The 25117-nt window shown below is 71.4% G+C and carries 24 protein-coding genes, 1 rRNA gene and 1 riboswitch; of the genes, 16 read left to right on the top strand and 9 right to left on the bottom strand.

The genetic code is table 11. From position 1 onward, the window contains the following. From rrf to ACZ6EG_RS33225, 11 genes are all read left to right on the top strand, one after another. Nucleotides 1–95, top strand: a 5S ribosomal RNA gene (rrf, locus tag ACZ6EG_RS33275); the annotation flags it as partial. A gap of 110 nt (nucleotides 96–205) precedes the next feature. After that, complete coding sequence (locus tag ACZ6EG_RS33270) at nucleotides 206–814, top strand: CDP-alcohol phosphatidyltransferase family protein (RefSeq protein WP_391969481.1); 609 nt, start codon at nucleotides 206–208, stop codon at nucleotides 812–814. A 114-nt stretch (nucleotides 815–928) separates the two neighbouring features. After that, complete coding sequence (locus tag ACZ6EG_RS33265) at nucleotides 929–3424, top strand: sugar phosphate nucleotidyltransferase (RefSeq protein WP_391969480.1); 2496 nt, start codon at nucleotides 929–931, stop codon at nucleotides 3422–3424. A 167-nt stretch (nucleotides 3425–3591) separates the two neighbouring features. Then, the gene (locus tag ACZ6EG_RS33260; RefSeq protein WP_391969479.1) at nucleotides 3592–4428 is read left to right on the top strand and encodes a DUF881 domain-containing protein; all 837 of its coding nucleotides are present in this window, start codon (nucleotides 3592–3594) and stop codon (nucleotides 4426–4428) included. Further along, nucleotides 4425–4757, top strand: coding sequence for a small basic family protein (locus ACZ6EG_RS33255; RefSeq protein ID WP_003977440.1), 333 nt, complete (start codon nucleotides 4425–4427; stop codon nucleotides 4755–4757). The genes ACZ6EG_RS33260 and ACZ6EG_RS33255 overlap by 4 nt, the downstream gene beginning before the upstream one ends. Nucleotides 4758–4762: 5 nt before the next feature. Further along, complete coding sequence (locus ACZ6EG_RS33250; protein ID WP_391969478.1) at nucleotides 4763–5632, top strand: DUF881 domain-containing protein; 870 nt, start codon at nucleotides 4763–4765, stop codon at nucleotides 5630–5632. Between the two features lie 481 nt (nucleotides 5633–6113). Further along, a complete protein-coding gene (locus tag ACZ6EG_RS33245) occupies nucleotides 6114–6650 on the top strand; it encodes an FHA domain-containing protein (RefSeq protein WP_053127846.1) in 537 nt (178 codons plus the stop codon). 43 nt (nucleotides 6651–6693) lie between these two features. Further along, entirely contained in the window at nucleotides 6694–7431 is a 738-nt protein-coding gene (gene ftsR, locus ACZ6EG_RS33240) for a transcriptional regulator FtsR (protein ID WP_391969477.1), read from the top strand. A gap of 84 nt (nucleotides 7432–7515) precedes the next feature. Continuing rightward, nucleotides 7516–7989 (top strand): bifunctional nuclease family protein, encoded by a 474-nt coding sequence (locus tag ACZ6EG_RS33235; protein WP_356606246.1) that lies wholly within the window; start codon nucleotides 7516–7518, stop codon nucleotides 7987–7989. Nucleotides 7990–8182: 193 nt separating this feature from the next. Further along, a complete protein-coding gene (locus tag ACZ6EG_RS33230; RefSeq protein WP_391969476.1) occupies nucleotides 8183–8866 on the top strand; it encodes a MerR family transcriptional regulator in 684 nt (227 codons plus the stop codon). A 52-nt stretch (nucleotides 8867–8918) separates the two neighbouring features. After that, the gene (locus ACZ6EG_RS33225) at nucleotides 8919–10397 is read left to right on the top strand and encodes a DNA polymerase IV (RefSeq protein WP_469610221.1); all 1479 of its coding nucleotides are present in this window, start codon (nucleotides 8919–8921) and stop codon (nucleotides 10395–10397) included. Between the two features lie 25 nt (nucleotides 10398–10422). Here ACZ6EG_RS33225 and ACZ6EG_RS33220 read toward each other — a convergent pair whose 3' ends face one another. After that, entirely contained in the window at nucleotides 10423–10806 is a 384-nt protein-coding gene (locus ACZ6EG_RS33220; protein ID WP_383637457.1) for a PRC-barrel domain-containing protein, read from the bottom strand. Between the two features lie 138 nt (nucleotides 10807–10944). Continuing rightward, nucleotides 10945–11040: riboswitch (glycine riboswitch) on the top strand. Between the two features lie 178 nt (nucleotides 11041–11218). Between ACZ6EG_RS33220 and gcvP the strand changes: the two genes are divergently transcribed. Next, nucleotides 11219–14104 (top strand): aminomethyl-transferring glycine dehydrogenase, encoded by a 2886-nt coding sequence (gene gcvP, locus ACZ6EG_RS33215; RefSeq protein ID WP_469610218.1) that lies wholly within the window; start codon nucleotides 11219–11221, stop codon nucleotides 14102–14104. A gap of 59 nt (nucleotides 14105–14163) precedes the next feature. Here the strand turns inward: gcvP and ACZ6EG_RS33210 are convergent, their stop codons facing one another. From ACZ6EG_RS33210 to ACZ6EG_RS33180, 7 genes are all read right to left on the bottom strand, one after another. Next, entirely contained in the window at nucleotides 14164–14583 is a 420-nt protein-coding gene (locus ACZ6EG_RS33210; RefSeq protein WP_391969473.1) for a TOBE domain-containing protein, read from the bottom strand. Between the two features lie 27 nt (nucleotides 14584–14610). Next, on the bottom strand, nucleotides 14611–15705 hold the full coding sequence (locus tag ACZ6EG_RS33205) for an ABC transporter ATP-binding protein (RefSeq protein ID WP_391969472.1): 1095 nt from the start codon (nucleotides 15703–15705) through the stop codon (nucleotides 14611–14613). Then, on the bottom strand, nucleotides 15702–16589 hold the full coding sequence (locus ACZ6EG_RS33200; RefSeq protein WP_391969471.1) for an ABC transporter permease: 888 nt from the start codon (nucleotides 16587–16589) through the stop codon (nucleotides 15702–15704). The genes ACZ6EG_RS33205 and ACZ6EG_RS33200 overlap by 4 nt, the downstream gene beginning before the upstream one ends. Continuing rightward, complete coding sequence (gene modA, locus ACZ6EG_RS33195; RefSeq protein WP_469610244.1) at nucleotides 16586–17374, bottom strand: molybdate ABC transporter substrate-binding protein; 789 nt, start codon at nucleotides 17372–17374, stop codon at nucleotides 16586–16588. Before modA ends, ACZ6EG_RS33200 begins: the two co-directional genes overlap by 4 nt. A gap of 254 nt (nucleotides 17375–17628) precedes the next feature. Further along, nucleotides 17629–18024: a TOBE domain-containing protein gene (locus ACZ6EG_RS33190; RefSeq protein ID WP_469610214.1), complete on the bottom strand. Its 396-nt coding sequence runs from the start codon at nucleotides 18022–18024 to the stop codon at nucleotides 17629–17631. A 336-nt stretch (nucleotides 18025–18360) separates the two neighbouring features. Beyond that, nucleotides 18361–18564 carry a DUF5999 family protein gene (locus tag ACZ6EG_RS33185; RefSeq protein WP_053127824.1) on the bottom strand — a complete coding sequence of 68 codons (204 nt, stop codon included), beginning with the start codon at nucleotides 18562–18564 and terminating at the stop codon, nucleotides 18361–18363. A gap of 286 nt (nucleotides 18565–18850) precedes the next feature. After that, nucleotides 18851–19435, bottom strand: a complete 585-nt coding sequence (locus tag ACZ6EG_RS33180) for a hypothetical protein (protein ID WP_469610210.1) — start codon at nucleotides 19433–19435, stop codon at nucleotides 18851–18853. 567 nt (nucleotides 19436–20002) lie between these two features. On the opposite strand from ACZ6EG_RS33180, the gene ACZ6EG_RS33175 reads away from it, so the two are divergent. Further along, entirely contained in the window at nucleotides 20003–21520 is a 1518-nt protein-coding gene (locus tag ACZ6EG_RS33175) for a glutamate-cysteine ligase family protein (protein WP_356606266.1), read from the top strand. 112 nt (nucleotides 21521–21632) lie between these two features. Next, nucleotides 21633–22460 (top strand): CPBP family intramembrane glutamic endopeptidase, encoded by an 828-nt coding sequence (locus ACZ6EG_RS33170; RefSeq protein ID WP_391969468.1) that lies wholly within the window; start codon nucleotides 21633–21635, stop codon nucleotides 22458–22460. Nucleotides 22461–22517: 57 nt separating this feature from the next. On the opposite strand, the gene ACZ6EG_RS33165 is transcribed toward ACZ6EG_RS33170, so the two are convergent. Next, entirely contained in the window at nucleotides 22518–23327 is an 810-nt protein-coding gene (locus ACZ6EG_RS33165) for a PhzF family phenazine biosynthesis protein (RefSeq protein WP_391969467.1), read from the bottom strand. 195 nt (nucleotides 23328–23522) lie between these two features. On the opposite strand from ACZ6EG_RS33165, the gene ACZ6EG_RS33160 reads away from it, so the two are divergent. Further along, nucleotides 23523–24188, top strand: coding sequence for a PadR family transcriptional regulator (locus ACZ6EG_RS33160; protein ID WP_391969466.1), 666 nt, complete (start codon nucleotides 23523–23525; stop codon nucleotides 24186–24188). Nucleotides 24189–24492: 304 nt separating this feature from the next. Then, a complete protein-coding gene (locus tag ACZ6EG_RS33155; RefSeq protein WP_391969465.1) occupies nucleotides 24493–25032 on the top strand; it encodes a Clp protease N-terminal domain-containing protein in 540 nt (179 codons plus the stop codon). Nucleotides 25033–25117 lie beyond the last annotated feature (85 nt).

Below are 25117 nucleotides of genomic sequence, written 5' to 3'. Positions count from 1 at the left end.
AAACGCCCGGTTACATTCCGAACCCGGAAGCTAAGCCTTTCAGCGCCGATGGTACTGCAGGGGGGACCCTGTGGGAGAGTAGGACGCCGCCGAACTCCTCTTAGAGCTCTGGCTCTTGGGCATGCAGCCCGAGAGCCAGAGCTTTTTTGCGTTGAGGTAGGGTCAGGGAGCACCATTGGCTCGTTTCACCCCAGGAGGCCCCCGCGTGGAGGTCCAGGAGACCCGCGTGCAGACCGACCGGGTCCTCACCATCCCGAACATCCTGAGCATGGCCCGCCTCGCCGGCGTGCCGCTCTTCCTGTGGCTCATCCTCAGGCCCGAGTTCGGGGGCCCCCAGAGTGACGGCTGGGCCCTCCTGGTGCTGGCCCTCAGCGGGATCAGCGACTACCTGGACGGAAAGCTCGCGCGGCGCTGGAACCAGATCAGCAGCCTCGGCCGGCTCCTGGACCCCGCGGCCGACCGGCTGTACATCCTGTCCACCCTGGTCGGCCTCACCTGGCGGGAGGTCCTTCCGCTCTGGCTGACCCTCGTCCTGCTCGCACGCGAGGCCGTCCTGCTCGTCATGGTGGGGATCCTCCGGCGTCACGGCTATCCGCCGCCGCAGGTGAACTTCCTGGGGAAGGCCGCCACCTTCAACCTCATGTACGCCTTCCCGTTGCTGCTGCTCAGTGACGCAAGCGGATGGATCGCGTCACTCGCTGCTGTTTTCGGATGGGCGTTCGCCGGATGGGGTACAACCCTGTACTGGTGGGCAGGTGTTCTCTATGTGGTGCAGGTCCGCCGCTTGGTTCGCGCGGGCACCATGGCCGACTGACTCGTTCGCTGAATGTGCGGCCCCGACGGCCGGATGGCCCGCTCTGCCAAAGTGCGGGACTCTGGACGGGAGAAGTCGGTCAATCCGTTCGTCTTAGAGGAGGACGCTTCCGACATGAAGGCCGTCGTGATGGCTGGAGGCGAAGGCACGCGCCTTCGTCCCATGACCTCGAGCATGCCCAAGCCGCTCCTGCCGGTGGCCAACCGGCCGATCATGGAGCATGTTCTGCGGCTGCTCAAAAGGCATGGTCTGAACGAGACCGTCGTCACCGTCCAGTTCCTGGCCTCGCTGGTCAAGAACTACTTCGGTGACGGCGAGGAGCTCGGGATGGAGCTCACCTATGCCAACGAGGAGAAGCCACTCGGTACCGCCGGAAGCGTCAAGAACGCCGAGGAGGCGTTGAAGGACGATGCCTTCCTCGTCATTTCCGGTGACGCCCTGACCGACTTCGACCTCACTGACCTGATCAATTTCCACAAGGAAAAGGGCGCGCTCGTCACCGTGTGTCTCACACGCGTGCCGAACCCCCTTGAATTCGGTATCACCATCGTCGACGAAGAGGGCAAGGTCGAGCGCTTCCTGGAGAAGCCGACCTGGGGCCAGGTCTTCTCGGACACCGTGAACACGGGCATCTACGTCATGGAGCCCGAGGTCTTCGACTACGTGGACCCCGATGTGCCCGTGGACTGGTCCGGTGACGTCTTCCCCCAGCTGATGAAGGAAGGCAAGCCCGTCTACGGCTACGTCGCCGAGGGCTACTGGGAGGACGTCGGCACCCACGAGAGCTACGTGAAGGCCCAGGCCGACGTGCTGGAGCGCAAGGTCGACGTCGACATCGACGGCTTCGAGATCTCCCCCGGCGTCTGGGTCGCCGAAGGTGCCGAGGTGCACCCCGACGCCGTGCTCCGGGGCCCCCTGTACATCGGTGACTACGCCAAGGTCGAAGCCGGCGCCGAGATCCGCGAACACACGGTCGTCGGCTCCAACGTCGTCGTCAAGAGCGGCGCCTTCATGCACAAGGCAGTCGTCCACGACAACGTGTACGTCGGTCCGCACAGCAACCTGCGGGGCTGCGTCGTCGGCAAGAACACCGACATCATGCGGGCCGCGCGGATCGAGGACGGCGCGGTCATCGGTGACGAGTGCCTGGTCGGCGAGGAATCGATCATCCAGGGCAACGTGCGGGTCTACCCCTTCAAGACCATCGAGGCCGGCGCCTTCGTCAACACGTCCGTCATCTGGGAGTCCCGCGGCCAGGCGCACCTCTTCGGCGCCCGCGGGGTGTCCGGCATCCTGAACGTGGAGATCACGCCGGAGCTGGCCGTACGACTGGCCGGCGCCTACGCGACCACGCTGAAGAAGGGCTCCACCGTCACCACGGCCCGCGACCACTCCCGTGGTGCCCGCGCGCTGAAGCGGGCGGTGATCTCCGCCCTGCAGGCCAGCGCCATCGACGTACGGGACCTGGAGAACGTACCGCTGCCCGTGGCACGACAGCAGACCGCGCGGGGCAGTGCCGGCGGGATCATGATCCGGACCACCCCGGGGGTGCCGGACTCCGTCGACATCATGTTCTTCGACGGGCAGGGCGCCGACCTGTCGCAGGGAAGCCAGCGCAAGCTCGACCGGGTCTTCGCGCGGCAGGAGTACCGGCGCGCCTTCCCCGGTGAGATCGGGGACCTGCACTTCCCGTCCAGTGTCTTCGACTCGTACACCGGGTCGCTGCTGCGCAACGTGGACATCACGGGGATCGCGGAGTCCGATCTCAAGGTGGTCGTCGACGCCTCCAACGGCAGCTCCGGACTGGTCCTGCCGAGCCTGCTCGGGAAGCTGGGCGTCGACTCGCTGACCATCAACCCCGGTCTCGACGAGTCCCGGCCGACCGAGTCGGCCGACATGCGGCGGTCGGGGCTGGTGCGCCTCGGGGAGATCGTGGCCTCCTCGCGCGCGGCGTTCGGCGTGCGGTTCGACCCGGTCGGTGAGCGCCTGTCGCTCGTCGACGAGAAGGGCCGCATCATCGAGGACGACCGTGCGCTGCTGGTGATGCTCGACCTGATCGCCGCCGAACGGCGCAGCGGGCGGGTCGCGCTGCCGGTGACCACCACGAGGATCGCCGAGCAGGTGGCGGCCTACCACGGGACGCAGGTCGAGTGGACGACCACCTCGCCCGACGACCTGACGCGGGTCGGCGGCGAGGAAGGCGCGATCTTCGGTGGTGACGGCAAGGGCGGCTTCATCGTCCCGGAGTTCAGCAGCGTCTACGACGGCACGGCGGCCTTCGTGCGGCTCATCGGTCTGGTCGCCCGGACCCAGCTCACGCTGAGCCAGATCGACGCGCGGATCCCGCGGGCGCACGTCCTCAAGCGCGATCTCGCGACCCCCTGGGCCGTCAAGGGCCTCGTCATGCGACGGGTCGTCGAGGCGGCCGGAGACCGCTTCGTGGACACCACGGACGGTGTGCGCGTGGTGGAGACCGACGGGCGCTGGGTCATGGTGCTGCCCGACCCGGCCGAGGCGGTCACCCACCTGTGGGCCGAGGGCCCCGACGACGCCTCCGCGCAGGCGCTCCTCGACGAGTGGGCCGCGGTGGTGGACAGCGCGGGCCGGTAATACGGGCCGCACGCGTGCGTGCCGGACAAGTGTCCCCAAGGGGGCCTGTCCGGCACGCCGGTGGGGCCATTCGGAGGTAGTGGGCGTGGCGTGCGACGATGTGCGGCATGCCGCAGCAACCCCCCGTTCGGAGCACACCCACGCGGCCCGCACGCCCGGACGCGTCCATGTCGTTGATCACCAACGTCATGGACCACAGCCTCGACGACGGGTACGCCGAAGCCGCCGCGCGGAAGAAGGCCGACGGCAGCGGCGGAATGCCGAGGACCCTCCGGGCCAAGCTCGGACTGGCCGCCGGGCTGGTGCTGGCGGCCCTGGTGGTGACGGTCGGCGCGGCTCAGGCGCGCGTGGCCGCCCCCGCCGTCGCCAAGGAACGCGAAGAACTCATCGACCGCATAGAGGCGGAGACCTCGGCGGCCGACGAACTCGAGGAGAGCGTCGACACCCTGCGTGACGACGTGAGCGCGCGGCAGCGCGAGGCGCTGGAGAAGAACGGCGACAGCGGACGGTCCGACCTGATGGGCGTCCTGTCGGGTGCGGTGGAGGTGCACGGCCCCGGGGTGAAACTCGTCGTGGACGACGCCAAGGAGGCGGGCACGGGCGGCGACGGGCAGCCGCGCGGCACCTCCGGGTTCTCCGACACGGGCCGGGTGCGGGACCGGGACATGCAGCGCGTCGTCAACGGGCTCTGGGAGTCGGGAGCCGAGGCCGTCTCCATCAACGGGCAGCGCCTGACCGCGCTGTCGGCGATCAGGGCCGCCGGTGACGCGATACTGGTCGACAACAGGCCGCTGGTGCCGCCGTACACGGTGCTCGCCGTGGGGGACGGGGAGCGGCTCGCCAGCCGGTTCCAGGACAGCGCCGACGGGCTCTACCTGCACGCCCTGCAGGAGAACTACGGCATCCGGACGGCCATCTCCGCCGCGGACGACCTCAAGCTGCCCGGCGCACCGAGCGTGATCGTACGTACAGCACAGCCGATAACCGAGAAGGGCACATCGTGATCGCCGTACTGGGCCTCGTCGTGGGAGTCGTGGCCGGCCTGTTGGTCCGGCCGGAGGTGCCGGCGGCCGTCGAGCCCTACCTGCCGATCGCCGTCGTGGCGGCGCTGGACGCCGTCTTCGGTGGTCTGCGGGCCATGCTCGACGGCATCTTCGACGACAAGGTCTTCGTGGTGTCGTTCCTGTCGAACGTGGTGGTGGCCGCGCTGATCGTGTTCCTCGGTGACAAGCTGGGCGTGGGGGCCCAGCTGTCCACCGGTGTCGTCGTCGTCCTCGGTATCCGCATCTTCTCCAACGCCGCGGCCATCCGCCGCCACGTCTTCCGGGCGTGAGGCCGATGAGCGACCAGGACGAGCAGAACACGAACCGGCTGCGCAGAGAGCTGCCCGACGAGGTACCGCCGGCGCGGAACGCCGAGGAGGCGCCGGCCGGTGACGCGTCGGACGGTCCGCGGGCGGAACGGCAGCATGGGCCCCGGGCGGGGCTGACCGGCAGGCAGCGACTGGTGAAGGGGCTGTGGCCGCCGCGCCTCACCCGAGCCCAACTCATCGTCGCGCTGCTGCTGTTCGGGCTGGGCTTCGGCCTGGCCGTGCAGGTGGCGTCGAACAGCGACGGCGACAGCGCGCTGAGAGGAGCGCGTCAGGAGGATCTGGTCCGCATCCTCGATGAACTGGACGACCGTACTCAGCGTCTTGAAGACGAGAAGCAGGGTCTCGAGCAGCAGCGCGACGAGCTGGAGAACAGCTCCGACCAGGCCGAGGAGGCCCGGAAGCAGACGCTCGAGAAGGAGCGGCAACTCGGCGTCCTCGCGGGCACCGTGGCCGCGCAGGGGCCCGGCATCACGGTGACGATCGAGGACACGAAGGGGACGGTCGAGGCGGACATGCTGCTCGACGCGGTGCAGGAGTTGCGTGCGGCGGGCGCGGAGGCGATCCAGGTGAACGGTGTGCGGGTCGTCGCCGGAACGTACCTCACGGACGCCGACAAGTCCGTGACCGTCGACGGGAACAAGATCAACGCGCCCTATCGTTTCCAGGTCATCGGCAAGCCGCAGGACCTCGAACCGGCTCTCAACATTCCTGGAGGAGTGGTGCAGACTCTGGAGAAGGAACAGGCCACCGTCACCGTCGAGCGGTCGGACAAGATCGTCGTGGACGCCTTGCGAGCAGCGAAGCGGCCTGACTACGCTCGGTCGTCCTCCCGGTGAACCAGTGGTGCATGGGGGACGTCCGGCCAGGGCATGAGGTTGCGGGGGGTCGGCGCACCGATTGGGTGGTGCGTGGTGGAAACTGTCTGGTGCAGACGGACGTTGTGAAGGTGTCCGGGTCGGTCAGTAGGTTCAGTCAGGGTTCGTCCTGCCCCACGGGCGGGTCTGTTTCGGTCAAGGGGAATCGCCCGTGAAGTTGTTTGCGAAGTTGTTCGGCAAGAGCGCGCGAGAGGGCAGCGACAACGCGACCGCGCGCCATCGCGCACAGCCCGACGCGGAGGGCCGACGCCCGATGTTCCGGGACCAGGTGGGTCCGGGTGGGGACATTTCGGGTGGTCAGGGCGCGGCGTCTGTTGACCCTGCACAGTCCGGCGGCATAGGTTTCGGGCAACCGTCAACCTCAGGTACGGGTGGAGGGTTTCCCCCCGGCCCGTACGCGTCGAACGCCCCGGCGGGGCAGCCGCGGCAGGAGGATCCGTCCATGTCGGCCCTGGTGTGCACGAGGTGCGGTAACCGCAACGCGGAGAACAGCCGCTTCTGCTCCAACTGCGGTGCGCCGCTGCGTGCCGGGGCGGTCCCGGAGCGTGCGTCCGAGACGACCTCCACGATCTCCATCTCCGGCCTGGAGGCGTACGACGCCGAGGTCACCGGCCAGACCGCGGTCCCGGCGCTCTCTCCCGAGGCGCAGGCGGCCGTCGACGCGCTGCCGCTGGGCTCCGCGCTCCTGGTGGTGCGCCGTGGGCCGAACTCGGGCAGCCGCTTCCTGCTGGACGGCGAGCTGACCACCGCCGGACGTCATCCGCAGAGCGACATCTTCCTGGACGACGTGACGGTCTCCCGCCGGCACGTCGAGTTCCGCCGCAGTCCGGACGGATCGTTCACGGTGGCCGACGTCGGCAGCCTGAACGGTACGTACGTCAACCGCGAGCGCATCGACCAGGTCGCCCTGTCGAACGGCGACGAGGTGCAGATCGGCAAGTACCGGCTGGTCTTCTACGCGAGCCAGCGGGGTTACTGACCCGCCCCCGGGCCCCGGCCCGGGGAACCTCCAGGGAAGGTCCATGCTTCATACACCGAGCGGCGGTGCCGGGCACGGCGCCGCCGCCGCGGACAGTGGGCTGATGAGCATCGGCACGGTGCTGAACGCGCTGCGTGACGAGTTCCCCGACATCACCATCTCCAAGATCCGGTTCCTGGAGTCGGAAGGGCTCGTCGAGCCGCGGCGGACGCCGGCCGGGTACCGCAAGTTCAGCGCCCACGACGTCGAGCGCCTGGGCCAGGTGCTGCGCATGCAGCGCGACCACTACCTGCCGCTGAAGGTGATCCGCGAGCATCTGGACGCCATGGAGCGCGGCGAGGCCGTGCCCCTCCCCTCCCTGGGCAGGCAGCGGGACCCGGAGACCGCACCTGAGCAGACCGACGGACCCACGGCCGCCAGGATCGGGCGGGACGAGCTGCTCGTCGCGGCCGGCATCGGCGACCAGGAACTGAAGGAATGGGAGTCCTACGGGCTCGTCGCTCCACTGGCCGACGGGGCCTACGACGCCGAGGCGGCCACCGTCGCCTCGCTGGTGGTCGAACTGGGACGGTTCGGGATCGAGCCGCGTCACCTGCGGGTCATGAAGGCCGCCGCCGACCGGGAGGCGGGCCTCGTCGACCAGGTGGTCGCGCCGCTCAGACGCCACCGCAACCCCCAGACCAGGGCACATGCGGAAGCCCGTACCAAGGAGCTGGCGGGGCTGGCGGTGAGGCTGCACGCGGCGCTGGTGCAGAGCGCCCTGGGCGTGCGGCTGCCCTGAAACGGACGTGCTCCGAGAGCCGGATCACCCGCTCGATCCCGGCCCGACTACCCAAAGGTCCCGGGCACGGCCTAGGGTTGCTGTGTGAACGAGCTCGATGTCGTAGGTGTCCGGGTCGAGATGCCCTCCAACCAACCGATCGTGCTGCTGCGCGAGGTGGGCGGCGACCGCTACCTTCCCATCTGGATCGGGCCGGGGGAGGCGACGGCGATCGCCTTCGCCCAGCAGGGGATGTCCCCCGCGCGGCCGCTGACCCACGACCTGTTCAAGGACGTGCTGGAAGCGGTCGGCCAGGAGCTCACGGAAGTGCGCATCACCGACCTGCGGGACGGGGTCTTCTACGCGGAACTGGTCTTCGCCAGCGGTGTCGAGGTGAGTGCCAGGCCGTCCGACGCCATAGCGCTCGCGCTGCGCACCGGAACGCCGATCTACGGCAGTGACGCGGTGCTCGACGACGCGGGCATCGCCATCCCGGACGAGCAGGAGGACGAGGTCGAGAAGTTCCGCGAGTTCCTCGACCAGATTTCCCCGGAGGACTTCGGGACCAGCAATCAGTGAGCCGTGCGAGGCGGAGGTGGTGCGCGGTGTCACGCGGCCCCTTTCAGGCACATTCGGCTAGCCTTTCCCCGTGTCGGGGCACGCGAAACCACTCTTAGGGTGATTATCACTCGGCGTGCCGAGTGTGGCGATCGTTGACGCACCCTTGGTGACTGCCTACCTTCGAGGAGGCAGGTCAAGGACGGAGGTCGGCGTGAGAATCAGCGGCGACGGTACGGCTGGGGGTGGCCCCGGGCACAGCCTCGGGGAGAGTGGACCGTACCCTCCCCCGGGCTCTCGGCTCCGAGCGAGCGCGAGGTATCCCCAGCAGGGCGGCGCGGCCGACCCGGCTCCGCAGCGGCCGGCCGCCGTGCCGAGCAGCGGAGGGGCGACGTCCATGGCGTCCGAGCAGATCGGCTACCGCGGGCCGACGGCCTGCGCGGCCGCCGGAATCACCTACCGGCAGCTCGACTACTGGGCCCGCACGGGTCTCGTCGAGCCCAGTGTGCGGCCCGCGCACGGTTCCGGGACGCAGCGTTTGTACAGCTTCCGCGACGTCGTCGTGCTGAAGATCGTCAAGCGCTTCCTCGACACCGGGGTGTCCCTGCAGAACATCCGCACCGCGGTCCAGCACCTCAGGGAGCGCGGCTTCCAGGACCTGGAGCGGATGACGCTGATGAGCGACGGCGCCACGGTCCACGAGTGCACGTCGCCCGACGAGGTGCACGCCCTGCTCCAGGGCGGCCAGGGCATCTTCGGGATCGCCGTGGGAGTGGTGTGGCGGGACGTCGAGAGCGCGCTGTCGCAGCTGCACGGGGAGCGCGTGGACACGGGGGAGACCCTCGTCGGGCACAATCCGGCGGACGAGCTGGCGCGGCGGCGCAACCGGGCGGTCTGACCGGCGCCACCGCCGCAAGGCAATGTCAGTGGCGTAGGGCAGCATCGGAGATGTGAGAACCGCGCCCACCATCCTGCACCTCGACATGGACGCCTTCTTCGCCTCGGTGGAGCAGGCGTCCAAGCCGAGCCTGCGCGGGAAGGCCGTGATCGTGGGCGGCCTCGGGCCGCGCGGGGTGGTCGCCACCTGCTCGTACGAGGCGCGGGTCTTCGGCGTGCACTCGGCGATGCCCATGGGCCAGGCCCGGCGGCTGGCGCCCCACGCCGCGTATCTCGTGCCGCGTTTCGAGCTCTACCGGTCGATCAGCGAGCAGGTGATGCGGCTGCTGCGGGCCCTGTCGCCCCTCGTGGAGCCGCTGAGCCTGGACGAGGCGTTCGTGGACCTGGAGGCCGGCGGGGCGGCCTGGGACGAGGCGTCGGCGCGGCTGGCCGGTGCGCAGCTGCGCACGGACATCCGCACCTTCACCGGCCTGACCGGATCGGTGGGACTCGCGGCGTCCAAGATGCTCGCCAAGATCGCCTCGGAGGAGGCCAAGCCCGACGGACTGGTCGTGATCCGGCCGGGCACGGAGCGGGCCATGCTGGAGCCGATGTCCGTGCGGACGCTGCCCGGGGTGGGGCCGGCCACCGGCGACCACCTGCGGCGCGCCGGGATCACCACGGTCGGCGAGCTGGCGGAGGCGGGCGAGGACGAGCTGGTGCGGCTGCTGGGCAAGGCGCACGGGCACGCGCTGTACGCCATGGCCCTGGCCCGCGACGACCGGCCCGTCGTGTCGGAGCGGGAGACGAAGTCGGTGTCGGTCGAGGACACCTACGACGTGGACATCCACGACCGGGTGCGGGTCGGGGTGGAGGTGGGACGGCTGGCGGAGCGGTGTGTGCGGCGACTTCGCGGGTCCGGGCTGGCCGGACGGACGATCGTGCTCAAGGTACGAAGGTACGACTTCTCCACGCTGACGCGCTCCGAGACCCTGCGCGGGCCCACGGACGATCCGGCGGTCGTGCGCGAGGCGGCGGCCCGGCTGCTGGACTCGGTGGACACCACGGGCGGTGTACGGCTGCTGGGGGTGGGCGTCAGCGGGCTGGCCGACTACACACAGGAGGACCTGTTCGCGCAGGCGGCCGGGGACCGGTCCGGGGAACTCGCCGAGGAGCCCGAGCCCGCCGAGGAGCAGCGGCCACCGGCGCCCGCCGAGCGCCGGTGGCCCTCGGGGCACGACGTGCGGCACGCGGAGTACGGGCACGGGTGGGTGCAGGGCAGTGGGCTGGGGCGGGTCACCGTGCGGTTCGAGACGCCGTACTCGGGGGCCGGGCGGGTACGGACCTTCCCGGTGGACGACCCGGATCTGACACCGGCGGATCCGCTGCCGCTGGTCCCGGCCGGGCCTGCCGGGACTGCCGGGTCTGCCGGGACTGCCGGGTCTGCCGGGCCGCGAAGACGGGGGGACGCGGAGGCCGCGCCCGCCGATTCGGCTCCGGGGACCGGGGCGGGCGGCGGTTCGTCGGACCGCGAGCGTCCGGCTCCCGGTTAGCGGCGGGGTCCGGGGGGCGGGACGGTCAGCTCTCTTCCTTGCCCTGACCGGCCAGCTTGCCGAAGTCGCGGTCGGGGAGCGGGGCGGGCGCGGGTGCGGCCACGTCCAGACCGTAGTGGTGGTAGAGCTGCAGTTCCTGTTCCGGCGAGAGGTGGCGGCCGACACCGAAGTCGGGGGCCTCCTTGATCAGCGTCCGTTCGAAGGGCACCCGCAGGGCGCCCTCGACCAGTTCGCTCGGCTCCAGGGGCACGAAGGCGTCCCTGCTGAACAGGCCGGTGCGTATGGCCGCCCACTCCGGGACGCCGGTCGCGTCGTCGAGGTAGACCTCGTCGACGGTGCCGATCCGGGTGCCGTTGCGGTCGAAGGCCTTGCGGCCGATCAGGTTCCGCGGGTCGATGTCAGTACGCACGGGGCCCTCCACTTGGTCGCACTGGGATCGCACACCAGCCGCCGAATCATCCGTAAGTACTACAAAAGGGCACAAAGGGCGGGACGGCCACTCGAAGGTCCGTGCGGCGAGCGCGCTGGTACGCTGGCAAATGGCTGCTGACCCCGTGCGGGAGAGTCCTCCGGACACCTCCGGAGGCGCCGAAGGAGCAAATCCTCCCCGGAATCTCTCAGGCTCACGTACCGCATGGACGAGGTCACTCTGGAAAGCAGGGCGGGTGTCGACGGCTTCCGCTCTCACCGACGGTGAAAGCCGGGTGGAGCCCTCGGGCCGCCCCGGTGAAGCTCTCAGGTCGAGATGACAGAGGGGGAGGCCGTTCGGGTACCCGCGCCGTGGTGCCCCTCGAAGGTCGTCAGACCAGGAGGCCTCCGCAATGACCGCCCCTCGCATTTCGCTCTCCGAGCTCGAACAGGCCGCGCCGTTCGAGCAGCGCCACATCGGCCCCGACGACGAGGCCCGGGCCAAGATGCTCGCGCAGGTCGGCTACGGCTCGCTCGACGAGCTGACGGCCGCCGCGGTGCCGGATGTGATCAAGAACGCCGACGCGCTGGACCTGCCGGGCGCGCGCTCCGAGGCCGAGGTGCTGGCCGAACTGCGTTCGCTCGCCGACCGCAACCAGGTCCTCGACTCGATGATCGGCCTCGGCTACTACGGCACCTTCACCCCGCCGGTCATCCTGCGCAACGTCATGGAGAACCCGGCCTGGTACACGGCGTACACCCCGTACCAGCCGGAGATCAGCCAGGGCCGCCTGGAGGCGCTGCTCAACTTCCAGACGACGGTCGCCGAGCTGACCGGCCTGCCCACGTCCGGAGCCTCGCTGCTGGACGAGGGCACCGCAGCCGCCGAGGCGATGGCGCTGTCCCGGCGCATGGGCAGGAACAAGAAGGGCCTCTTCCTCGTCGACGCCGACGCGCTGCCGCAGACCATCGCCGTGATCCAAACCCGCGCCGAACCGACCGGTGTCGAGGTCGTCGTCGCCGACCTGAGCGAGGGCATCCCGGCCGAGGTCGCCGAGCGGGAGATCAACGGTGTTCTGATCCAGTACCCGGGCGCCTCCGGTGCCGTCCGCGACATCAAGCCGGTCATCGACCGGGCGCACGAACTCGGTGCGCTCGTCACCGTCGCCGCCGACCTGCTCGCCCTCACCCTGCTGACGTCGCCCGGTGAGCTGGGCGCGGACATCGCCGTCGGCACCACCCAGCGCTTCGGCGTGCCGATGGGCTTCGGCGGTCCGCACGCCGGCTACATGGCGGTGCACGAGAAGTTCGCGCGCAGCCTGCCTGGCCGCCTGGTCGGCGTCTCCGTGGACGCCGACGGCAACAGGGCCTACCGCCTCGCCCTGCAGACCCGCGAGCAGCACATCCGCCGGGAGAAGGCCACCAGCAACATCTGCACCGCGCAGGTGCTGCTCGCCGTCATGGCCGGCATGTACGCCGTCTACCACGGCCCCGAGGGGCTGCGGGCCATCGCCCGGCGCACCCACCGGTACGCCACGCTCATCGCGGCGGGCCTCACGGCCGGCGGCGTCGAGATCGTGCACGGCGCCTACTTCGACACGGTGACCGCGCGGGTGCCCGGCCGCGCCGCCGAGATCGTCCACGCCGCCCGCGAGAACGGCATCAACCTGCGTCTCGTCGACGCCGACCACGTGTCCTTCGCCTGCGACGAGACCACCACGCGCGCCCAGGTCGGCGGCGTGTGGAACGCCTTCGGCGTCGAGGGCGACATCGAGTCGCTGGACGCGGCGACCGAGGAGGCGCTGCCCGACGCGCTGCTGCGCACGGACGACTTCCTGACCCACCCCGTCTTCCACCAGCACCGCTCCGAGACGGCGATGCTGCGCTACCTGCGGCGCCTCGCCGACCGGGACTACGCTCTGGACCGCGGCATGATCCCGCTGGGCTCGTGCACCATGAAGCTCAACGCGACCACCGAGATGGAACCGGTCACCTGGTCCGAGTTCGGCGCGCTGCACCCGTTCGCGCCCGCCGAGCAGGCGCAGGGCTACCTCACCCTCATCCGCGAGCTGGAGGAGCGGCTCGCCGAGGTCACCGGCTACGACAAGGTCTCGCTCCAGCCCAACGCCGGGTCACAGGGCGAGTTCGCCGGCCTGCTCGCCGTACGCGGCTACCACCGGGCCAACGGCGACGACCAGCGCACCGTCTGCCTCATCCCGTCCTCCGCGCACGGCACCAACGCCGCCAGCGCGGTCATGGCCGGCATGAAGGTCGTCGTCGTGAAGACCGCCGAGGACGGCGAGATCGATGTCGAGGACCTGCGCGCCAAGATCGAGCAGCACCGCGACCAGCTGGCCGTGCTCATGATCACGTACCCCTCGACGCACGGCGTGTTCGAGGAGCACGTGGCCGACATCTGCGCCCAGGTGCACGAGGCCGGCGGTCAGGTCTACGTGGACGGCGCCAACCTCAACGCCCTCGTCGGCGTCGCCAAGCCGGGCCACTTCGGCGGCGACGTCTCGCACCTGAACCTGCACAAGACCTTCTGCATCCCGCACGGCGGCGGCGGCCCCGGCGTCGGCCCCGTGGCCGTACGGTCGCACCTGGCGCCGTACCTGCCCAACCACCCGCTCCAGCCGGCGGCCGGTCCGCAGACGGGCGTCGGCCCGATCTCGGCGGCGCCGTGGGGCTCGGCCGGCATCCTGCCGATCTCGTGGTCGTACGTCCGGCTGATGGGCGGCGAGGGGCTCAAGCGCGCCACGCAGGTGGCCGTGCTGTCCGCCAACTACATCGCCAAGCGCCTGGAGCCGCACTTCCCGGTGCTGTACACCGGCCCCGGCGGGCTGGTCGCGCACGAGTGCATCATCGATCTGCGCCCGCTGACCAAGGCGACCGGTGTCAGCGTCGACGACGTGGCCAAGCGGCTGATCGACTACGGCTTCCACGCGCCGACGATGTCCTTCCCGGTGGCCGGGACGCTCATGATCGAACCGACCGAGTCCGAGGACCTCGCCGAGCTGGACCGGTTCTGCGAGGCCATGATCGCCATCCGTGCGGAGATCGAGAAGGTCGGCTCCGGCGCCTGGTCCGCGGACGACAACCCGCTGCGGGGTGCGCCGCACACCGCCGGTGCGCTGGGCGGCGCCTGGGACCACGCGTACACGCGCGAGGAGGCCGTCTTCCCGGCCGGGGTGTCCGCCGCCGACAAGTACTGGCCGCCGGTGCGCCGCATCGACCAGGCCTTCGGCGACCGGAACCTGGTCTGCTCCTGCCCGCCGCTGGACGCCTACGAGGACTGAGTCGTGCCGGGAGGCCCCGTCCAGCCCGCGTGAGGGTCTGGGCGGGGCCTCCCTGCGTGTCAGGCGGTCGCCAGCGACACCTCGGTCGACTTGACCAGCGCGACGACGGGAGCGCCGACGGACAGCGACAGGTCGTCGGCGGCCTCCCTGGTGATCGCGGCGGTCAGTTCGGCGCCCTCGACGGCCACCCGGACCGAGGCCATCGCCTCGCCGGCGGTGAGGGCGGTGACCGTCCCGGGCAGCCGGTTGCGGATGGACAGGCCGTCGACGCGGCCGATGGCCAGGGCGACCTCCGTCGACTTCACCAGGGCGCGGACGGCGGACCCGGCGACGAGGGAGAGGTCGTCGGCGGCGTCGCGGGTGATCGCCGCGGTGAGGTCCTGACCGCCGGAGAGGCGGACCCGGACCGTCGCCATGGCCTCGCCCGGCGTGACGGCCGTGACGGTGCCGGTGAGTTGGTTGCGGATGCTCAGGCTCATGCGGGCCAACGTAGCCCGGCGAGGCCCTTACGCCGGGTATGCGTGCGTCTGCGTCGCCTTGACCGTCGCCCACACCGGTGCCCCCGGGTGGAGGCCCAGTTCGGCCGCGGCGACCGTGGTGACGTCCGCGGTGAGCGCCAGCTCCCCGGTGAGGTCCACGCGGATCCGGTCGCCGTGCGTCTCCAGACCGGCGACCTCGCAAGGCCACAGATTGCGGGCGCTGGAGCCGGTGGGGCGCTCCGCGTACAGGGTCACGGCGCCGGGCGGGAACGCCACGAAGACGGGACCGGAGAGGTCCTCGGTGGTGGTGACGGCGGGGCCGGCGTCGAACCGCACGGTGTGGCCGTCGGCGGTTCCGCGGTAGAGGTTGAGGCCGACGAGGCGAGCGATGTAGTCCGTCCGCGGGCGGCGGGCGATGTCCGCCGGGCCGCCTTCCTGGACGACCTTGCCGTCCTCGACGACGACCAGGCGGTCGGCCAGCACCATGGCGTCCAGCGGGTCGTGCGTGACCAGCACGGCGACGGCCTCGAACTCGGCCAGGTGACGGCGGAGCTGGGCCCGCACCTCCAGCCGGGTCCGGGCGTCCAGCGCCGCGAGGGGCTCGTCCAGCAGCAGCAAGCGGGGGTTGGTGGCCAGGGCGCGGGCGAGCGCGACGCGCTGGGCCTGGCCCCCGGAGAGACGGCGCGGTTTGGCGCCCGTCTGGTCGGCGAGGCCCATGCGCTCCAGCCACACGGTGGCCCGCGCCCGCGCCTCCGCCTTGCTCGCGCCCCGGCAGCGCGGCCCGAAGGCGACGTTGTCGAGAGCGGTGAGATGCGGGAAGAGCAGGTAGTCCTGGAAGACCACGCCGACCGGGCGGGACTCGGGTGGCGTGCCGTCGAGCGGGGCGCCGTCGAGGTGCAGCCGGCCGCCCGTGAGCGGTTCCAGGCCGGCGAGGGCGCGCAGGGCGGTGCTCTTCCCGGCGCCGTTGGGGCCGAGCAGGGCGACGACGTCGCCGGGTGCGGCGGTGAGCGCGACGTCCAGGCGGAACGTGCCGCGGTCCACCACGAGCCGGGCGTCGAGGCCGCCGCGGGGCGCCTGCCCGCCGGTGGGTTCCATGGCGGCCCGTTCCTCGGTGTCGGTCATGCTGTCCTCATCCAGCGGTCCCGGAGGCCCGCGAGTACGGCGATGGAGACGGCCAGCAGCACCAGGCTGAGGGCGATGGCCGCCGCCGGGTCGTTCTGCAGCGCGAGGTAGACCGCCAGCGGCATGGTCTGGGTCCGGCCCGGGAAGTTGCCGGCGAACGTGATCGTCGCCCCGAACTCGCCCAGCGCCCGCGCCCACGCCAGGACGGCGCCCGCCGCGATGCCCGGCGCGATCAACGGCAGCGTGATGCGGCGGAACGCGGTGAATCGGGAGGCGCCCAGCGTCGCGGCGGCCTCCTCGTAGCGGGGGTCGGCGGCGCGCAGGGTCCCCTCGACGCTGATGACCAGGAACGGCAGGGCCACGAAGGTCTCCGCGAGGACGACGCCCGTCGTCGTGAACGGCAGGGTGATCCCGAACCACGCGTCCAGCCACTGCCCGATGACGCCGTTGCGCCCGAACGCCAGCAGGAGCGCCACGCCGCCCACCACCGGGGGCAGCACGAGGGGGAGCGTCACCAGCGCCCGGACGAGGCCGCGGCCCGGGAACTCGGTGCGCGCCAGCACCCAGGCCAGCGGCACGCCGACGACCAGGCTCAGCGCGGTCGCCGACGTGGCGCACAGCAGCGACAGGCGCAGCGCCTGCCACACCTCGGGGCTGGTCAGCTGGTCGGGCAGGCTGCGCCACGGTGCCCGCACCAGCAGGGCGATCAGGGGCAGCAGCAGGAACGCCAGGCCGACGAGGGCGGGCAGCAGCAGGGGCACCGGTACCGTGCGGGTCCGTCCGCGCCGGCGAGGGCGTCGGGGGCCGCCCTCGAGGGTGTCGGACGCCGTTCCGCCGCTTCCGCAGGGCTCGGCCGGGGCGGACGGGGGCGCGTGCTTCGTCACGGCGTGCGGAACCCGGCCCCGGTCAGCACCCGCTGCCCCTCGGCGGACTTCACCAGCTCGATGAAGGCCTTCGCCGCGGCGGCGTTGGGAGCGTCCTCGAGGAGGGCGATCGGGTAGTCGTTGACGGCCTGGGCCGCTTCGGGGAAGGGCACCCCGGTCACCTTGCCACCGGCCGCCTTCACATCGGTCTTGTAGACGAGGGCGGCGTCGGCCTCCTTCAGTTCGATCTTGGTGAGCGCGGACTTGACGTCCTGCTCGTAGGAGACCGGCGTGAGGTCGAGACCGCCCGCCTCCAGGGCCTTTCGCGCCGCGGCACCGCACGGCACCGTCGCGTCGCACAGCACGACCTTGAGCCCGGAGGCGGTGAGGTCCTTCAGGGAGGCGATCCGGTCGGGGTTCCCGGGCAGGGTCGCGATCTCCAGCTCGTTGCGCACGAAGGTGGACGGGGCCGCGGCCGTGGCTCCGGCGTCGGTGACGGTGGCCATCGTCTTCGGGCTGGCCGAGGCGAACACGTCCGCCGGGGCACCGCTGGTGATGCTGGCGGCGAGGGTGTCGCTGCCGGCGAAGTTGAACGTGACCTCGGTGCCGGGGTGCCGCTTCTCGAACGTGTCGCCGAGCGCGGTGAAGCTCTCCTTCAGCGAGGCGGCGGCGAAGACGGTGACCCGGCCGGAGACCGGTGCGGCGGACGACGACGCGGAACCGGCCGAGTCCGAGGCCGGGTCCGAGCCGGAGGACGACGAGCAGGCGCTCAGGGCCAGCAGCACGGCAGTCCCCGCACCGCTCATCCGCAGGGTCCGGCGGACACGGCGGTTCCCGCGCACGGAACGGGTCTTCACGGGGCCACTCCCTCGGTCTGCTGAGGCAGGAGTACGACGGGACGGGGCCGGGTGCCGGGCCGCGTCGGGCTCCTCGTTGCGCCGATCATACTTCCGCATCTGCGAGGCAGAAGTCTCTTGTCGTATCGCATGAGCGAGGCAGGGAGCGGTTGAGGCTCGCATGTGCGTTGATACGACGTGACCGGCGCGGTGCGGGTGGTGCGTCAGGTCCTGTCGATATGGACGTTCGTCGACTTCACGCGGGCCGTGGCCTCCATGCCGACCTCCAGGCCGAGTTCCTCCACCGCCTCCCGGGTCAGCAGGGAGACCAGCCGGTGCGGGCCGGCCTGGATCTCGACCTGGGCGGCCACGTCCCCGAGCTTGATCGCGGTGACGATGCCGGGAAAGGCGTTGCGGACCGAGGTGTACGAGGTCTCGTCGCCGGTGTCGTCCGAGCGGGCGAGATCGACCGAGAACGCGGCCAGGTCCCGTCCGTCGACGAGGCGGCGGCCGGCCTCGTCGCGGTGGGTGGTGATCCGTCCCGCGTCGGCCCAGCGGCGGGCGGTGTCGGGGCTGACGCCGAGCAGCCGCGCTGCCTGGCCGATCGTGTAGGACTGCATGCCGGTCACGATAGGCCGCAGGCAAGGGGCGACGGGTGCGGGGGCGGCCGGGGCCGGGCCGGTCAGGCCGGTCCGGCGCAACGTGCCGGGCTGTGCCGTCGCGGCCATCGGTGACGACTTCACGCCGCTGCTCGACCGGACCGGCACGAGAGCGTGTCTCGGCGACGGGAATGCCGCCGGGCCCGTACCCGGAGGGCTGAGTTCACCGCGACCGCACGGGGCGCCACGCGGTGTGACCGACCCCGGACACGCGTGGGGGCCGGTGCGCGGACAGGTCCGCGGGCCGGCCCCGGGAAGTGCGCCGGGCGGAGCGGTGCCACACCGCCCGGCTGTTGCTCAGGCGGCGGTCATCAGGCCCGCGCCGACAGGGCGGTGCGGGGCGATGACCTGGCCGTCCGGCAGGAGCTCACCGGTGTCCTCGAACAGGACGACGCCGTTGCACAGCAGGCTCCAACCCTGCTCCGGGTGGTGCGCCGCGAGGCGGGCGGATTCCCGGTCGGCGGAGTCGGCTGAAGGGCACGGTGGCTGGTGCTGACACATGAGTGGGGTCTCTCGGTCTGTGAGGTCGGGTGAGTGCGCTGTCTTGTCTGTCCCGCGGCGTGAAGCGTCGTTCATGGCCGCCCCCCGTTGTCCAAGTCGGTCCGAACCCAGTGTTGCCCTACGGGCCTCGATCCGCAGGGATTTCGCTGCACCGCTTCTCACAGGTTCATGACGCGTCACCCGCGCGGACGGTTCATCCCAACTGCACTGTCACTTCGGATGGTTCGGCATGGCCGGATGGGGCTAGTCCGCGCGGGTGGGTACGGGTGGGTGGGTGAGGGGTGGGTCAGGCGGGGGAGCGCAGCAGCCGGGTCGGCGTCACCCGGTGCGTGAGGACCGGCAGCAGCTCGGCGACCCGGTGCGGGCGGTGGGCCGCGATGCCGGGCGGCGCCGGCGCCAGCGGGACCAGCAGGTCGGTGGCCGCGGGGTGGCCGGCGGCGGCGTCGGCGGTGCGGTCGCCGTGCAGCCAGAGCGTGAGCATGTACAGCCCGGGGACCGACAGCAGGCGTGGCTGGTAGGACTGGGGCACCGACTCGGCCTGGCGCAGCGCGAGCTCGGTCGAGGCGACGTAGGGGCCCTCGAAGAAGTGCGAGAACGCCCAGCCGTCGGGGGTCAGCATGGTCTCGGCCGCCGCCACCGCGCGGTCGCCGCAGCGGATGAGGAACCGCCATCCGGTCAGCCGCGTGACCGCCACGCCCTCCGCCGTGATGTGGTCCAGGACGTGGACGGGCAGCGGAAGTTCGGGAGTGACGGGTCCCTGGGCGCCGAGCAGGGAGGGAGTTCGGGCCTCGCGCACCGCGGTGGGGGAGGAGAGGGCGGTGAGAACGGAGCGCAGGGCGGGCGCGGGGGCCGGGAAGACATGCAGGGGCATGATGGGTCGCCTCTCATTCGAAGGCACGGTGGCGCGAGGGCGGAGCGGGGCGGACGACGCTGTCGGCTCACGAGGGCTGGGAGGCAGGGGCCGGCGTCCGGGAACCGAGATGTGGGTGAGGCCTGCCGAGCGTCAGACTCGACGGCAGGATCCATCGACCGTTGGCGCCGGTCTTCCGCCTCGTTCGCGGAGTTTATACGACATGTGTTCAGACTGTGTTTCGGCTAGCCGATTCCGGCAACACGAACAAGGTTGCATTCGGTCGTCGATATGCGGGAATCCTCCGGATTTCGTGCCGGGTGTGCGACGCTGACCTCGGGAAATGCTCACCGAGCGGTCGGCCAATTGTCATCGGCTTTTTTCACGAGTTCGCGGACGAGTTCGCGGACCTGGAAACTGCTCGGCGTGCCATGCCTCGTGAATGTGCCACCGGTCACATCGGCACAGCGTAGCGGGTACCGGGCCCGTGCGGGGACGTTATCGATCGCTTCGGCGGGGCATCATCCCCCCTGACCCGGCCGCCGGAGGCCGGGTCTTCGACTCACCGCTCCGAGAAGGGACGCTTCCATGGGGGAGAAGGTCGTGGCAGGTCAGTTCGACCTGTCCGATCGCCAGCGCTACCGCGAGAAGCTCCAGCGGTGCCTGACGGGACTGGAGCGACTCCTGGCGGAGAAGCGGTTCGACCGTCCCAAGAACCTGATGGGGCTGGAGATCGAATTGAATCTCGTGGGCGCCGACGGCATGCCGAAAATGTTGAATGCGCAAGTCCTCGAACGTATCGCGAGTCGTGACTTCCAGACGGAACTCGCCATGTTCAACCTGGAAGTCAACATCGCCCCGCACCGACTGGGCGGCCGGGTGTTCGACCGCCTCGCGGAGGAGATCCGCACCTCGCTGTCCTACGCGGACCGCAAGGCAGGCGAGGTCGACGCGGCGATCGCGATGATCGGTATCCTGCCGACCCTGGACCGGGACGACCTGGTTTCCTCGAACCTGTCCGCCGTCGACCGCTACGCCCTGCTCAACGAGCAGATCGTCGCCGCCCGCGGCGAGGACTTCACCCTCGACATCGAGGGCGTGGAACGCCTGACCTGTACGAGCAAGTCCATCGCGCCGGAGGCCGCCTGCACCTCCGTGCAGCTGCACCTCCAGGTCACCCCGGACCGCTTCGCGGACGTGTGGAACGCGGCCCAGGCGGTCACCGCCGCGCAGATCGCCGTCGGTGCCAACGCGCCCTTCCTGTTCGGGCGCGAACTGTGGCGCGAGTCGCGGCCACCGCTGTTCCAGCAGTCCACCGACACCCGCCCGCCCGAGCTCCAGGCCCAGGGCGTCCGGCCCCGCACCTGGTTCGGGGAGAGGTGGGTCACCTCCGCGTACGACCTGTTCGAGGAGAACCGGCGCTACTACCCGGCCCTGCTGCCGATCTGCGACGACGAGGACCCGCTGGAGGTCCTGGACGCGGGAGGCGTGCCCTCGCTCTCGGAGCTGGTCCTGCACAACGGCACCGTCTACCGCTGGAACCGCCCCGTCTACGACATCGCCGACGGCGTCCCCCACCTGCGCGTGGAGAACCGGGTCCTGCCCGCGGGCCCCACCGTCACCGACGTCATCGCCAACGCGGCCTTCTACTACGGGGTGGTGCGCGCGCTCGCCGACGAGCCCCGGCCGATCTGGACCCGGCTTCCGTTCGAGGCCGCCGCCGCCAACTTCGAGGCCGCCTGCCGCCATGGCATCGACGCCCGCTTCGAGTGGCCCCGGCGCGGGAGGCTGGGCGGCACCACGGAGGTCGACGCCGCGGTCCTCGTACGGGAGGAACTGCTGCCGCTCGCCGAGGCGGGGCTGGACGCGTGGGGCGTGGAGCCCGCCGACCGGGACCTGTATCTCGGGGTGATCGAGGAGCGGTGCCGCCGCCGGGTCAACGGCGCGTCGTGGCAGGCGGCCACGTTCCACCGAGGGCTGGAGGCGGGGCTGTCCAGGGACGCCGCGCTGGCCGCCACGACCCGCCGCTATTGCGAACTCATGCGTGAGGGCGACCCCGTACACCTCTGGCCGGTGGGACTGCCGGAACCGGCGCCCCTGGGCTGAGTTCGCGCGGGAGGGTGCCGTGACGCCACGGCACCCTCGAACCCCGCCCCCGCCGCACGCCGCCGCATACTGATCGGGCAAGCTGTGACGTCCCAGCTGGAGACAGGTGTGCATGGCGGAGGCGGGCCCGGTGGACGATTCGTTCCCTCAGAAACCAGTTCCCGGGGGGCCGGTCGCCGGCGAGGGGCTCTCGCGACGGACCCTCCGTGACGAGACCCTGCTGGTCCTGGCCCTGTCCCTCGGTGCCAGCGGGGTGTCCGCCCTCATCAGCTTCATCGGCTCGGTCACCCGCCCCGGCGGGCTCAAGGACCAGGCGGCCACGCTCAACGCCTCCGCCGCGCCCGGCCGTCCCTGGCTGGACCTGGCCTGGCAGCTCTTCGGGATCACCACGGCGCTGGTCCCGGTCGCCCTCGTCGCGCACTTCCTGCTCCGTGAGGGGCGCAGCCTGCGCACGCTCGGCTTCGACCGCGCCAGGCCCTGGCCCGACCTGGCCCGCGGGGCCGCCGTCGCGGCGGTGATCGGCAGCACCGGCATCGCCTTCTACCTGGCGGCCCGGGGACTCGGCTTCAACCTCACCGTGGTGCCCGAGGCGCTGCCGGACGTGTGGTGGAAGTACCCCGTCCTGATCCTCTCGGCCCTCCAGAACTCGGTCCTGGAGGAGGTCATCGTCGTCGGCTACCTGCTGCGCCGGCTCGACCAACTCGGCTGGAGCCCGGGCGCGTCGCTGGCGGCCAGTGCGGTGCTGCGCGGCTCGTACCACCTCTACCAGGGCATCGGCGGCTTCATCGGCAACATGGTGATGGGCGTCGTATTCGTCTGTCTGTACCGCCGGTGGGGGCGGGTGGGCCCGCTGGTGGTGGCACACGCACTGCTCGACATCGGTGCCTTCGTGGGCTACGCGCTGCTGGCCGGGAAGGTGGACTGGCTGCCGACGGCGTGACGGGAGGGAGGGGCGCGGGGAGCCCTCGCACCCCTCCCTCCCCGCTGGGCGGTACAGCTAGGCCAGCAGGTCGCCCTCGATCACCGTCACCGCGCGCCCGCTGAGCAGCGTGCGGTCACCGCGCAGTTCCGTGCGGACGCGCCCGGAGCGGGGCGAGGCCTGGAGCCCGGTGAGGTCGGGGCGGCCGAGGCGCTCGGACCAGAACGGTGCGAGGGCGGTGTGCGCGCTGCCGGTCACCGGGTCCTCGTCGATGCCGACGTTCGGGAAGAAGCAGCGGGAGACGTAGTCGTAGCCGCGTGCCGGGTCGTCCGCCCGCGCCGTGGCGATGATGCCGCGGGCGGAGTGGGCGGCCAGCGCCTTGTGGTCCGGGGCCAGGCCGTGCACGGTCTTCTCGTCGGCGACCTCGACCAGCAGGTCACCGAGGTCCGGCCCGGTGTCCAGGACCGCGCGGGGCTCGGCGCCCAGGGCCCCGGCGACGCCCGTCGGCGCCTCCACGGGGGTGAGCGGCGCGGTGGGGAAGTCCAGGGTGGTCGAGCCGTCCTCCCTGGGCGTCGCGACGAGGACGCCGCTGCGCGTGGCGAACCGCACCGGCCCCTCGTGGGCGCCGGTGGTGTGCAGCACGTGGGCCGCGGCCAGCGTCGCGTGGCCGCACAGGGCGACCTCGGTGACCGGGGTGAACCACCGCAGTGCCCAGTCGGCCTCCCCGCCCTCCGGCAGGGGGTGCGCGAACGCGGTCTCGGCGTGGTTGACCTCCAGGGCGACCTTCTGGAGCCGTTCGTCGTCCGGGAAGGCGTCGAGGAGCAGGACTCCGGCGGGGTTGCCGGCGAAGGGCCGGTCGGTGAAGGCGTCGACGATTCGGATACGCATGCCGCGACGCTAGACGCTCCGCGACGCACCAGGCCAAGGCCAATCCGCGAGTGCTGGACCGGATGGACCGGATTCCGCACGGACCGGCCCTGACGTCCGGTGCTTGCCGCGCGATAGTTTCCGATATATCGTTGAGGCATCGCGATCGATACGCGATGGTCTACGACAGATCAGAGATCGAATGGAGTGATGACGATGCGTACCCACGGATACGAGCGTGGACACGGTGGACGCGGCCGCGGAGAGGCTGGTCCCGGCGGCCCCTTCGGGCGCGGCGCCTTCGACGGCTTCGACGGCCGGCGTGCGGCCTTCGGTCCCTTCGGGCCGGGCGGTCCGGGCGGTGGTCCCGGCGGCCCCTTCGGGCCCGGCTTCGGGCACGGCGGCCCCTGGGGCGGCCGTGGTCGCGGCGGGCCCAGGGGGAGGGCGCGGCGCGGCGACGTACGGGCCTCGATACTGGCCCTCCTGAAGGACCGTCCGATGCACGGCTACGAGATGATCCAGGAGATCGCCGAGCGCAGCGGCGGGGCGTGGAAGCCCAGCCCCGGGTCGGTGTACCCCACCCTCCAACTGCTGGAGGACGAGGGTCTGATCGCCAGTGAGAGCGAGGGCGGCAAGAAGCTGTTCGCCCTCACCGAGGCGGGCCGCACCGCGGCCGAGGAAGGCCCCGAAGCTCCCTGGGAAGAGGCCTCGCGGGGCGTCGACTGGGAGGCGCTGAACGACATCCGGCAGGCCGGCTCCGGGCTGATGGAGGCCTTCGGCCAGGTCTGGAAGACCGGCAGCAAGGAGCAGCGGGAGAAGGCGCTCGCCGTCATCGTCGATGCCCGCAAGAAGTTGTACCTGATCCTCGCCGACGAGGACTGACCCGGCACAGGCCGGGCCGAGGTGCCCCGCGGAGCGATCCGCGGGGCACCTTTCGCCTAACGGCGTCCTCGGCCGGCCCGCCGCCGTGTCGCCGGCGCGTCGATGAGACCCCACGCGCGCGGGAGGGCGTTCTCGTCATGGCGGTGCCCGGCGGGCGGCAAGCCGACGCGCGGCCGACGGGACGAAACGGCTTGATCTCATCCGTAAGGAGGAGATTCCGGCCGCGCGGGTCCACTCTGCGTGGGACGCCGAAATGCTTCCCCTCGGGGATGACCCGATCGGGCGGGACTGGTGAGCTGAGGGAGTGCAATCCCGTATCCCCCGGCAGTCGGCCGGCGAGCAAGGCGGCCGAGGCCCGGACGGCGCCGACGTCGATGCCCGGTTCAGCGCGGAACTGGCATCGGTGATCTCCGGCGCCCGCCGCAGGGCGGTGCGGGACGGCGACCGGCACATCGACACGGCGCACCTGCTGCACTCCCTCCTGGAGTACGACCCGCAGGCACGTGCCCTCCTCGGCGAGGGGCCGCAGGTCGCGCGCCTGCTCGGCTACCTCGTGCAGCGCAGCATCGGCTACGGCCTGCGCTGGCAGGGCAGCGTCGAGGACTCCGGGGCCCTTCTCCGGGCGACCGGCGCGGCCGGATTCTCGCCGCTGGCCTCCGCGGTCCTGGAGGACGCCTGCGCCCGCGCCGCCCGCCGCGGAGCCGACCGGGCCGTCGGTGTCGACCTGCTCGCCGCCCTCGTCGCGGACCCGCGGACGCGGGCCGTGGAGGTGCTGGGCCGCGCCGCCGTGGAGCCGCGTGCGGTACTGGCCCGCGCGGAGGAGCACCGCGAGCCGACGCCCTGACCCTCGGGCCCCGGGGCGCTGACCGGCGGGTCGTCGGCGTCCTGGACGTCCAGTCGGTGAGACAGGTGTCATCAAGGGTGACGGT

Source organism: Streptomyces sp. NPDC041968, assembly GCF_055589025.1.
This window is presented reverse-complemented; position numbering and strand designations above follow the sequence as displayed.